At 32.7% G+C, this 12,753-nt stretch carries 9 protein-coding genes; 7 read left to right on the top strand and 2 right to left on the bottom strand.

The window, feature by feature from the left end:
• Positions 1-6 precede the first annotated feature (6 nt).
• On the top strand, positions 7-1,746 hold the full coding sequence (locus tag Q0856_RS04115; protein WP_298502884.1) for a DUF1501 domain-containing protein: 1,740 nt from the start codon (positions 7-9) through the stop codon (positions 1,744-1,746).
• Between the two features lie 63 nt (positions 1,747-1,809).
• On the opposite strand, the gene Q0856_RS04110 is transcribed toward Q0856_RS04115, so the two are convergent.
• Complete coding sequence (locus Q0856_RS04110; protein ID WP_298474516.1) at positions 1,810-1,983, bottom strand: hypothetical protein; 174 nt, start codon at positions 1,981-1,983, stop codon at positions 1,810-1,812.
• A gap of 177 nt (positions 1,984-2,160) precedes the next feature.
• Here Q0856_RS04110 and metG point away from each other — a divergent pair, with 177 nt between their 5' ends.
• The 6 genes from metG to Q0856_RS04080 all read left to right on the top strand — a co-directional run bounded on the left by metG (position 2,161) and on the right by Q0856_RS04080 (position 11,391).
• Positions 2,161-4,227: a methionine--tRNA ligase gene (gene metG / locus Q0856_RS04105; RefSeq protein ID WP_298502881.1), complete on the top strand. Its 2,067-nt coding sequence runs from the start codon at positions 2,161-2,163 to the stop codon at positions 4,225-4,227.
• A gap of 33 nt (positions 4,228-4,260) precedes the next feature.
• A complete protein-coding gene (locus Q0856_RS04100) occupies positions 4,261-5,742 on the top strand; it encodes a hypothetical protein (RefSeq protein WP_298502879.1) in 1,482 nt (493 codons plus the stop codon).
• Positions 5,743-5,760: 18 nt separating this feature from the next.
• Positions 5,761-6,279 carry a ferritin gene (locus Q0856_RS04095; RefSeq protein WP_298502876.1) on the top strand — a complete coding sequence of 173 codons (519 nt, stop codon included), beginning with the start codon at positions 5,761-5,763 and terminating at the stop codon, positions 6,277-6,279.
• Between the two features lie 349 nt (positions 6,280-6,628).
• The gene (locus Q0856_RS04090) at positions 6,629-8,746 is read left to right on the top strand and encodes a Tex family protein (protein ID WP_298474510.1); all 2,118 of its coding nucleotides are present in this window, start codon (positions 6,629-6,631) and stop codon (positions 8,744-8,746) included.
• A 36-nt stretch (positions 8,747-8,782) separates the two neighbouring features.
• The gene (locus Q0856_RS04085) at positions 8,783-9,622 is read left to right on the top strand and encodes a phosphatase PAP2 family protein (RefSeq protein WP_298502873.1); all 840 of its coding nucleotides are present in this window, start codon (positions 8,783-8,785) and stop codon (positions 9,620-9,622) included.
• A 68-nt stretch (positions 9,623-9,690) separates the two neighbouring features.
• Entirely contained in the window at positions 9,691-11,391 is a 1,701-nt protein-coding gene (locus Q0856_RS04080) for a hypothetical protein (RefSeq protein WP_298502870.1), read from the top strand.
• 68 nt (positions 11,392-11,459) lie between these two features.
• Here Q0856_RS04080 and Q0856_RS04075 read toward each other — a convergent pair whose 3' ends face one another.
• The gene (locus tag Q0856_RS04075; RefSeq protein WP_298502867.1) at positions 11,460-12,701 is read right to left on the bottom strand and encodes an NAD(P)/FAD-dependent oxidoreductase; all 1,242 of its coding nucleotides are present in this window, start codon (positions 12,699-12,701) and stop codon (positions 11,460-11,462) included.
• Positions 12,702-12,753: the final 52 nt, after the last annotated feature.

Below are 12,753 nucleotides of genomic sequence, written 5' to 3'. Positions count from 1 at the left end.
ACTACTATGTGCGATACTCACCATAATTCTCCTCACAAAGGCAAAGAACATGAAGGTCATAATGAAGAACATACAACATGGAGCCGCCGTTCCTTTTTGCAAACATTAGGACTTGCAGGTTCTGGAAGTATGATGTTAGGTTCTAACCTTTTAACCGCATCTGCGCCATCAAAGTTAACAAATGCTTTAGCAGATATTGAAACCGATAATATATTAGTTCTAATTCGTCTTTCGGGTGGTAATGATGGTCTTAGTACCGTTATTCCAATAAATCAATACGATAGTTACGCTAATGCTAGGCCTAATATATATATTCCTGAAAGTAAAATATTAAAACTTACAGATGATTTTGGGGTACCTTCTTATATGAGTTCTCTGGAGTCTATGTGGGGAGAAGGACAATTTAAAGCAGTACATGGTGTTGGTTATGAAGGACAAAGTTTATCTCATTTTACAGGCTCCGATATTTTTGCAAACACAGATTTAAGTACAACAGGCTTTAGTGGTACAGATACTGGATGGATGGGAAGACATTTTGAAAATCTATACCCAGATTATTTATCCGATTTCCCTGGGAGTAGGCCAGAAGGCCCTGCGGCAATACAAATTGGAAGTTATGGTAATTTAGTGTTCGAAGGAGAAGAAACCAATTATGCTTTTGTAACTAATAATGTAGATCAATTGCAGCAAATTGCAGAAACTGGTGTGCAATACCCTATAGATGAGAATCTTTTTGATGATTGTATGTATGGTGATCAATTACGTTTTTTAAGAGGAGTTTCTAACGTTACTAATGAATATTCGGGAACTATCCATGAGGCTTATCTTCGTGGTGAAGCATTGCAGTGTGTAGAATATCAAGACAATTCTTTTGCAAGGCAATTAGAACTTTTAGCGAAGCTGATAAAAGGAAATCTAGGTACTAAAGTATATATGATTTCTATGGGTGGTTTTGATACTCATGGTAATCAGCCTTTGGCGCACGAACGGTTAATGACAAATCTTTCTGTTGCAATTAATAATTTTTATGAAGATTTAGCCTGTACAGGGCAGGATGAAAAAGTATTAGGGATGACTTTTTCAGAATTTGGAAGACGAATTTTTGAAAATGGTTCCAATGGTACAGATCATGGTAAAGCGGCGCCAACATTGTTTTTTGGAAATGGCTTAAATGGTAGTGCTTTTGTTGGGGAACACCCAACTTTAGATGATCCAGATGGGAGAGGAAATTTAGAGTATACAATGGATTTTAGAGATTTGTATGGAACTGTCCTCGCAGAATGGTTATGTGTAGATCCAACTACTGTAAACCAACATTTAAATCCTTTAAATATTGCTGGGTATAATTATACTCCTGTAGATTTAGGTTTTCAGTGTCATTCCGAAACTGTATTCCCAGATATTGCTATGGATAATGAAGATCCTACTATGCCAACACAACCCGGAGCAGATGGCGAAACTCCGTTTAGTCCAGAACTTTTAAATGCGATAGTGCATAAACCGTTTTATCCAACGGATGAAACACCACATATCTATATAGAAATGCCATTTTCTGCTGTGGTAGAAATTCGATTGTATAATATAATGGGTCAGAATGTTGGTACCATATATAGCGAAAGAATGTCAGAAGGATCTACCGAAATAAATATAAGAGAACGTTTGCCAAACTATTTGGCAACTGGTAAATATATTTATAGGATAAATGTGCAAAATAAGAAAATGAGTAAATCCGTAATGGTAGCTTAAAAATACCCCCACTATGTACTTAGCCTTCTTGCGTACTCTGGTACCCGGAAGGCTTTTTTAAATTTAAACCAGTTTAGATTTACTTTTTTTAGTAGCGAAATTGAGTTCTTTTTTTACCCTTTGGTCATTTTTTTTATATACTCGAGTAACCGAAGCTTCTAGCTTTTTATTTTCTTCTTTTTTTGCTTTTGCGACATCTTTTGCAAGTGTAAACTTTTTTGGGTTTCCAATACTCATAATAATATTTTTGTAGGATATATCTTATAAAATAACTCCTTCCTTTTAAATTTCGTATAAATATTCGATGAGTTGCAGGCATGCACCTTATGTTACGGCAAATTTCAATTCATTTAATACCGAATGCTATTAACTAGGTGCAAAATCTGTATTTTTGTTTCTTAATTAATTTTATACATGTCTACAGAACAAAAGAAACCAGCCAGATATACTATTACAGCAGCATTGCCATATACAAATGGACCTATACATATTGGTCATTTAGCAGGGGTTTATGTGCCTGCAGATATTTATGCTCGCTATTTGCGTTTAACAAATAATGATGTAGCTTTTGTTTGTGGTAGCGATGAACATGGTGTAGCCATTTCTATGAAAGCAAAGAAAGAAGGCATAACTCCAAAAGATGTAATAGACAAGTATAATGGTATAATAAAAAAGTCGTTCCATGATTTCGGGATTACTTTCGATAATTATTCTAGAACTTCCGCAGAAATTCACCATAAAACAGCATCAGAGTTTTTTACAATTTTAAACGAAAAAGGAGAATTTATAGAAGAGACAACAGCACAGCTGTATGATGAAGAAGCAAAACAGTTTTTAGCAGATCGTTTTGTAGTGGGTACATGTCCAAAATGTGGAAACGAAGAAGCTTACGGCGATCAATGCGAAAATTGTGGTTCTTCGTTAAATGCTACGGATTTAATACATCCGAAATCTACTATAACAGGAGCAGTTCCTACTTTAAAAGAAACAAAACACTGGTTTTTACCTTTAGATAGGCATGAAGCTTTTTTAAAAGAGTGGATTTTAGAAGGGCATAAAAAAGATTGGAAGTCTAATGTATATGGGCAATGTAAATCTTGGATAGATGATGGTTTAAAACCGAGAGCAGTTACAAGAGATTTAGATTGGGGTATTCCTGTACCCGTGGAAGGAGGAGAAGGAAAAGTACTTTATGTTTGGTTCGATGCTCCTATTGGGTATATCTCATCTACCAAAGAATGGGCGGCTAGGGAAGGTAAAGATTGGGAGCCTTATTGGAAATCTAATGATACTAAAATGGTTCATTTTATTGGTAAGGATAATATCGTTTTTCATTGTATTATTTTTCCAGCAATTTTAAAGGCACATGGCGATTATATTTTACCAGAAAATGTGCCAGCGAATGAGTTTTTAAATTTAGAAGGCAATAAGCTTTCTACTTCTAAAAACTGGGCAGTTTGGTTACATGAATATTTAGAAGAGTTTCCAGATATGCAAGATGTTTTGCGTTATACATTAACCGCAAATGCGCCAGAAACTAAGGATAATGATTTTACTTGGAAAGATTTCCAAGCTCGTAATAATAATGAACTGGTTGCCATTTTTGGGAATTTTGTGAACCGTGTAGTAGTATTAACGCATAAATATTATGACGGACAGGTACCTTCAGGGACAAATTTTTCCAGTGTAGATAAAGAAACTCTTGCGAAATTGAAAGAGTACCCAGAAATAATCTCTAGCTCTATAGAAAGGTATCGTTTTAGAGAAGCGGGGCAAGAGCTTATGAACTTGGCACGTTTGGGGAATAAATACTTGGCAGATGAAGAACCTTGGAAATTAATAAAAACGGACGAAGAACGAGTTAAAACAGTCATGTATGTAGCGTTGCAAATAGCATCTGCATTGGCAGTTCTAAGCGAACCGTTTTTACCATTTACATCTGCCAAATTAAAAGGAATTTTACAGTTAGATAGTATAACTTGGGGTGATGTAGCAGAGAAAGAAGCGCTCATAGCTTCTGGTCATGAAATAAATAAGGCAGAATTACTCTTTAGAAAAATAGAAGATAAAGAAGTGCAAAAGCAATTAGATAAATTAGAAGCCACAAAAAAAGCAAATGAAAACGCTAATAAAGAAGTAGTGGCTCAAAAAGATACCATTACTTTTGATGATTTTTCTAAACTAGATATGCGTGTAGGTACTATTATAGAAGCAGAGAAAATGCCAAAGGCCAAAAAATTATTGGTACTAAAGGTGGATACGGGCTTAGATACTAGAACAATTGTTTCTGGTATTTCGGAAAGCTTTAAACCAGAAGAAATAGTAGGTAAAAAAGTTACCGTTTTGGTTAACCTTGCTCCAAGGGCTTTACGAGGAGTGGAAAGTGAAGGAATGATTTTAATGACAGAGAATGCCGAAGGAAAATTAGTTTTTGTTAACCCAGATGAAGAGGGCGTAAATAATGGAGAGACTATTAATTAGTATGTAATTATTTACCCTAAAAGAAATGTTGTAATGTATTTAAAGAAGGTTTTGTTTTTGTCGTTTTTATTTTTGATGACTAGTAATATTCATGCTCAAAAAAGAGTTGCTTACCTCTCTGATTTTTTAAAAAGTAAGAATGGGTATGTGGATAAAACAGTTTCTATTATTCATCCTGAAAAGAATGATTTGTCTCTGTTTTTAATAGATGGAAAAAGAGTTTATGGATATTTAATGGATGAGAATTTAAAAATTAAAGATTCTCTTGATATTGAAGATAAGGCTAGGAAATACAAAGAAATTATTGGGAAAAGTGTCTTTTTTAATAAAGATTATACTCTTTTTTTGACTAATAAATTAAGGAACAAATTTGCTACCGTTAGTTTTTCTTTTGAAACTGGAGATTCAGAGTTTAATGAATTGAAATTAGATTTAACTAATCAAAAATTTTTACAAACGGCACATTATAAAAATGCACTGTATATTATTACAATAGGGAATAATTCTTCTACTTTATATTTATATAAATATGAAAATAATCTTATCCCTGAAAAAAAAGTAATTAATCTATCAAAGAAAGCATTTAAGAATGTAAAAGGGAAACAGGTTTTTCTTTATGATCTACTAATTGGTGGTCAGGGGCAGTTTACATTAAATGATAAGATAAATTTGGTTAAAATACAGGAAGATAATCCCAATTCTTTAGAAGTAACTTCAAATTTTTCTAAAATGTACATACGGGATAATAAGGTAGTTTTCACTTTTGATGAAAATAAAGAGTATACCCAAATTGTTAGTGTTAACTTAGATACCTATGAAAGTACTCGAAGAACTATTGAAAAGCCTCTTAAGAGAACTTTAGAAAAAAAGAAAAGAAATAATACATTTGTATATGGCAAAAATATTTATACTATTTCCGCAACAAGTAGGCTGGTAGCTTTGCATGCGAAAAATTATTCTTCAGGTGAAGAATATAAAAACCATTGGGCACTAGTTACAGATTCTATTTATTTTAAAAACTCAGAGATAGTCCAAACAGGAGGTATGTATAGTAATTATAGAGAATTAAAGGGTCCTAAAGGAACAAAAAAATTTATTAGAAAAATAAATGGGGGTAATTTGGCAATATCAGTATATAAAAATGATACAAACTATACAGTCACTTATGGAGGAATTCAAGAAATAAATAGAGGAGGAGGAATGATGATGATGCCAATGGGAATGGGAGTTCCTGTTGCTAATGTTGGTGCAGTTAGTTTTTACGTTAATCCGACGGCTTTTGCATTCGAAGGATATTCTACTTCTAGAGCAGTAAGTATAAAAGCTTTGTTTGATGAAAGTTTTAATCACCTTAATGGTGAAATTCCTCAAAACGTATTTGATAAAATTAAAGAATACAGAAAGGAAAATAGAGTTGACACAAAAGGAGAGACAATATTTAAGTATAATGGTAGATATGTTTTAGGGTTTTATGACTCTTGGAAAAGAAAATATGAATTAGTAATGTTCAATTAAATTTTAAAAAAGAAGAATATGTTATCCGAAAAAATAGAAAAAGCACTTAATAGTCAGATCAAGATAGAGGCAGAATCTTCTCAAATATATTTAGCGATGGCTTGTTGGGCAGAAGTTAAAGGTTTAGAAGGGGTGGCCGGTTTTATGTATAAGCAATCGCAAGAAGAACGTGATCATATGCTAAAATTGGTAAAATTTGTAAATGAACGAGGTGGTCATGCACAGGTATCAGAATTAGCCGCACCTAATGTAACGTTTACTTCTTTTAAAGAAATGTTTGAAAAATTGTTAGAACACGAAGTTTTTGTATCGAGCAGTATTAATGATTTGGTGCATATAACATTGGGAGAGAGAGATTATGCTACGCATAACTTTTTACAATGGTATGTTTCTGAGCAAATAGAAGAAGAGGCAGTCGCAAGAACTATACTTGACAAGATAAATTTAATTGGTAATGATAAAGGAGGATTGTATTTGTTTGATAGAGATATTGAGCAATTAACAGTTACCTCTGCTTCTATGGATAACCCTGCATAGTTTTACGCTATAGTTGAGATTTAATACTCTTAAATATTTTATTTAGATTAAATAAAAATAACTATATTTGGCCTTAGCAAAGAATATTTTGTTTTGGGCAAAAAAAAGAAAGAGAAAAAAGCATTAAAAAAATTATCAAAATCGGTTTCATTGATTCCTGATAAGGTAAAAAGCAAATGCTGTAAAAAGTATAAAAAATCAGAAAATAAGCGTTGTAAAAAATGCCCGTGTTTTGATTTGTTACAAAAAGTTGCCTAAGAAGATAAATTTAATGGAAATAGTTCTATTATTTCCGCAGAGTTAAATATATTACAAGCCTTATAAAATATACTTATAAGGCTTTTTTATTATGATAAATTATATACTTAAACGCACTAATCTTCCTGAAAAAGGCATTCAAAATACAATAGCACTTTTAGATGAAGATTGTACCATTCCATTTATTTCTAGATATAGAAAAGAACGTACAGGAAATTTAGATGAAGTTCAGATAGGGGAAATTGTAAAATATAAAGAGCAATACAACGCTTTAGAAAAGCGTAAAAAAGCAATTTTAAAGGCCCTAGAAGAACAAGCTGTTTTAACTTCAGAATTACAAACTAAAATTAATGCCGTAGTAGACCTTACCACTCTAGAGGATATTTATTTACCATACAAAAAAAGTAAAAAAACAAAAGCAGAAACTGCACGCAAAAATGGACTAGAGCCTTTAGCAAAAATTATCATGGCACAGCGCAATGAAGAAATTGAGTTCGCAGCTAGTAGGTTTTTAAATAATACGATTAAAAACGAGGATGAAGCTTTAGAAGGAGCCAGACATATTATTTCGGAATGGATAAACGAACGATCGGATATTAGAGGGCAAATTCGCTATCAGCTAGAAAGATTTGCGCAAATAACAACCAAAGTAATTGGTACAAAGAAAGAGGATGAAAAGGCACAAAAATTCAGAGATTATTTCGATTGGAACGAGTCTTTATCAAGGTGTCCTTCCCATAGATTATTGGCTATTCTAAGAGCGGAAAACGAAGGTTATATTCGTGTTAAAATAGAAATTGATGATGAAAGAGCTTTGTCGAAAATAGAAGATCGTGTTATAAAAAATAATAACGCCTGTAGTGATCAAATTTCTGAGGCTATAAAAGACGCATATAAAAGGTTACTACTTCCGTCCTTATCTAACGAAAGGCTAAAGTTGGCTAAGGAAAAAGCCGATGAATCTGCAATTTCTGTATTTGCTAAAAATTTAAAACAATTGCTTTTAGGGTCTCCGTTAGGGGAAAAACGAATATTGGCTATTGATCCTGGTTTTAGAACAGGCTGTAAAATGGTATGTTTAAGTGCTCAGGGAGGTTTAGAGCATAATGAAACTATATATCCTCATGCTCCTCAAAACAATAGTTCAGGAGCTATTAAAAAAATTAGCTCTCTTGTAGATGCGTATAAGATAGAAGCTATTGCCATTGGTAATGGTACAGCCTCCAGAGAAACAGAGCAGTTAGTTAAACGAATTCATTTTAAGAATACCATAGAGGTTTTTGTAGTTAGTGAGGCTGGTGCTTCTATTTACTCCGCATCTAAAATTGCAAGAGAAGAGTTTCCTAATTATGATGTTACGGTAAGAGGAGCTGTATCTATTGGAAGAAGATTAGCAGACCCTTTAGCTGAATTGGTAAAGATTGATGCTAAGTCTATTGGGGTAGGGCAATACCAGCATGATGTGGATCAAACTAAATTGCAAAAATCATTAGATGCCGTAGTTGAGAGTTGCGTTAATTTCGTTGGCGTAAATATTAATACTGCAAGTAAATCATTACTTAGTTATGTTTCCGGTATAGGGCCAAAACTTGCAGAGAATATAGTTGCTTATAGAAATGAAAATGGTCCATTTAAAAGTAGAGCAGAAATTAAAAAAGTACCACGTTTAGGGGGTAAAGCGTTTGAGCAGGGAGCTGCTTTTTTGCGAATTAAAAATGCGAAAAACCCTCTAGATGATTCGGCTATACACCCAGAAAGTTACAGTATTGCAGAAAAAATAGCAAAAGATAAAAGAGTAACTATGGAGAGTCTAATCGGAAACAAAAAGGAATTAGAAAGTGTTGCCTTAAATCAATACATTACAGATGCAATAGGGCTTCCTACTTTAAAAGATATTATTCAGGAATTAGAAAAGCCCGGTTTGGATTTACGAGAAAAAGCCAAAGTTTTTACTTTTAATCAAAATATAAAATCTATTGCGGATTTAAGAGAGGGGCAACTACTTCCTGGAATCGTTAATAACATTACCAATTTTGGTTGTTTTGTAGATGTTGGTATTAAAGAAAGTGGCTTAATTCATGTTTCTAATCTTTCAGATTCTTTTGTTAAAGACGTTAATGAACATGTTAGTCTGCATCAACAAATTGTAGTAAAGGTTTTAGATGTAGATGTAAGTAGAAAACGTATTCAATTAGCATTACACAAATAAGAGTTGTCTTTTATTGCAATTTACTAGTATAAGTATATGATAAAAAAAATACTGCTTGGTTGTTTTCTTTTGTCTTTTTTATTTTCTGAATCGCAACATATAAAAACAGATTTTGAAGATAGTAGATGGCAAATGTTTACCTATGATTTTGGAAACATTTTTAAGGGTGTTGGTTATTCCTATACAAGGCCTTTACATTGGAAAAGTAATCAATGGGCTACTGCAGGGTATACTATTGCAGGAACTGGATTACTTTATGTAGTGGATAAGCCTGTTTCCGATTATTTTGTTGGTATAAAAGAGGACGTTCCCTATGGCGTAAGAGATTATGGTTTTAATGTTGGGAGTCCAAGTAATAATTATTTGATTACGGGAGCAGTCTATTTAACAGGCTTATCTTTAAAAAATGAAAAATTACGAAGAACAGGGGTTTTATTAATAGCTTCGGCAACTTCTGCTGGTTTTTTTCAACAGGTTGTTAAATCTGCGGTTGGTAGAGCAAGACCTTTAAGTGGAAAGTCTAAAGATACGTTTAGACCTTTCTGGGGAGGTGGTAAGGATTACCATTCATTTCCTTCTGGTCATGCTATTTTGGCCATGACCAATGCCCACGCAATAGCTAAACAATTTAAAAGTCCCTGGATTAAAACGGGTATTTATGCTGTAGGCTCCATACCAGCCATTTCTAGATTATGGGAAGGAAAACATTGGTTGTCCGATGTGGCTTTAGGAGTAGCTATAAGTATTTTTACAGTAGAATCTATTGATAAATATTTAGATTCAAGATATAGCCAAAAATACAATGAGGGTAGTAAAAAAATATCTTGGAATTTGAATTTTGCTCCGGGTCAGATTGGGGTTGTAGGAAGGTTTTGAGGTGTTGAAAGAATAATTTTACACTTATTACGTTGTTATGTTTTTAAATAATTACTTACATAATAACCATGAAAAAAATCTACCTACTTTTATTCATTTGCTTTTGTTTGTCTACAGCATATGCTCAAAATGAATTATCTGAGGACTACCACTATGAAGTTAGTGAGCCATATAAAGTGTACGATGCTGCTAAAAAATATTATTTTAGTAAAAATCGTCAAATACTTACAATTAAACCTTGGAAAGGTTACTTAGTTATCCAAAAGTTTGATGTGGATGGACTTACTGTCATTTCAGAAAAAAAATACGAAGACTTGCCAGATAATTATACTGTTGAGGGTATGATTGAGTTACAAGAAAAATATTATTTTTTCTATTCTTCATGGTCTGGAAGAAAAACAAAGCATGAGCGCTTGTATTATAGGGAAATTAACTTTGATTCAGGAGAATTTAAGGGAGACCCTGTTAAATTAATTGATGTTCCTGGAAAATTAGCTGGCTCGCCTATGGCAACTTATACTACTGGAATGAGTTTTGGCAACTTTGGAGGCTTTGCGAACTTTGGAGGTTTTGGAGTAACGGATAAATTTGATTTTTTAAAGTCCAAAGACGAATCAAAATTACTGGTACAGTATAGGAAAAAACCCGAAGTTAAAAGAGATACTAAAAGTTTTGATATTATAGGTGTGAATGTCTTTGATGTTGATTTAAATACGTTATGGGGTAACGAATATACAATGCCATACACAGAGAGACGAATGGATTTACTTGACTTTGCTGTAGATTCAGGAGGTTACGGGTATATATTGGCTAAAGTTTTTCATGATGACAGTAATGATGACAAGAAAAGAAAGAAAGATACCGAAGCTAATTATCATATAGAATTATTTCGATTGTTAGATGGTTCGAGTAATATAGGAATAAGCAAAATAGCTTTAGATGATAAATTTATTAATGGTATTTCTTTGTTCGAATCTTCTTCTAATTTGATGATTTGTGCTGGTTTTTATACTAATGGATTGAATAATAGGTTAGGAAATTCTGACGGCCTTTTTACTTTTAAAATTGATAAGGAAGGAAGTCTAATAGATAAAAACTCTTATGAAATTCCTGTAGAAGTCTTAAATCAATACGTAAGTAATAGAACCAAAAAGAAGATTGAAAAAAAGGACAAAAAAGACAAAGCAGAGTTTGCAGATTTAAAGTTGCGAGATTTACTTATTAACATTTCTGATGGTAGTTTAATTTTGATTGGAGAACAGTCTTTTGTTGTAAGGCATACTACAAGTAAAGGAAGGGTGTATTATACTTTTCATAATAATGATATGTTAATTTCTAAAATTGATACATCAGGAGAGTTGGCTTGGATGAAAAAATTACCAAAGCGACAATCTGGAGCACCAAAATTGGGGCAAGTTTATGACACAAGTAAAACATACCAAGGAGGGATGTCTTATTCTCACTTCTTTACAAATGGGAATCATTATTTAGTGTATTTAGATAATGTAAAAAATATAGATTTGAAATTGAATGAAGTTCCAGCTAGACATAGTGATGGTCATGGAGGATATTTAACTGCATATAAAATAGATGATGTTACCGGAAATGTATCAAAAGACAATATTTTTGACACAAGAAATGTAGGAGATAAATTAGAAGTTCATCAGTTTAGTAACAATCGTGTAGTAAAAACAGATGAAAATGAATTTGTAATTGAGTTTTACAAAAAGAAAAAAGAAGATGTTTTAATAAAGGTCAAAATTAACTAAAAAAACTATCTGTCTAGTTGTATATAAAGGGAGTCTAAAAAAAATAGATCTCCCTTTTTTTATACTTATTAATTTATTACTTCAGATTCCATATCAATAACCTTCGCAACCGTTTTTACCAAGCGATTATGATTTTTTACAAAAGGATTAGTTTGGTCCCATACATAACCAGCTAAAACTGCGCATATTTGTTTTTTAATCTCAGGATTTTCGGGTCTATGAAAGAATATTTTTTGTAAATTTCCTGAATACCATTCATTTACATAGGTGGAAAATACATCCACTCCTTGTTTTATATAATTATAATATTGGTCTTCCCAATCAATTTTTCCGCCTCTTAATTCTTTGGCAATTAATTTAGAAGCTAAAAGTGCAGATTCTGTAGCAAATGTTACGCCAGATGAAAAAACTGGGTCTAAAAATTCGGCACTATTGCCTGTTAAAACATATCCTTTACCATAAATTTGTTTTACAGCTTTAGAATAATTCTTTATCATTTTAGGTTCAAAATCAAAATCTACATCTTCAAAACGATCTTTGTAAAAATCTGATAACCTAATTATTTCTCGTAGTTTTTCTTCATTTGTACCCGTAAAGGATTCTAAGTATTCCGTTGGACCAACTAAACCGATACTAGTATGTCCGTTAGAAAACGGAATTACCCATAACCAAGTTTCTTTGCTTAGAACATCAAAAGTTATTAAGGTTCCTTCGGTTCCTTCTGGTCTATTTTTGTCTTGTACGTGAGCAAAAATAGAAGAGTGTTTTGGTAGCGGAGAAGGTTTTTCTAAATCTAAAAACCTAGGAAGTACTCTTCCGTAGCCACTAGAATCTATGATATACTTAGCCGTAATTTGATTTAAATTTCCATTTTTATCTTTTATGGTGGTTTCAGAACCTTCGTCTGTTAATTTTACATCAACAACTTCTTGTTCAAAAGAAATATCTACCCCTCTTTTTATAAGAGTATTGGTAAGCACTTCATCAAAATCTGCTCTTGGTACTTGCCAAGTCCAATCCCAACCAGCAGTATGTTTTTTGCTAAAGTCAAAATTGCATACAACGTCTCCTTGTAAAAAACGAGCACCAGACTTTACTTCAAAGCCATAATCTTTTAAGGGTTGTAGTAGGTCTACCTCTTTAAAATGATCCATGCATCTTGGTAATAGGCTTTCGCCAATAACAAATCTTGGAAAAATAGTTTTTTCTACAACTTTTATTTTCAACCCTTTTTTGTGTAAATAAGAAGCGGCTACACACCCAGAAGGACCAGCGCCAATTATTAAAACATCAATCAATTCCCCTTTCATCTTCAAATAAAATATTTAGATTCGTTAATTATTATAAATTTGCATACCAAAT

Origin of the sequence: uncultured Maribacter sp. (assembly GCF_947496775.1) — a bacterium.
In the GTDB taxonomy this organism is placed as follows: Bacteria; Bacteroidota; Bacteroidia; order Flavobacteriales; family Flavobacteriaceae; genus Maribacter_B.
Note: the sequence above shows the minus strand (reverse complement) of the source record. Positions and strands in the feature narration are given on the sequence as shown.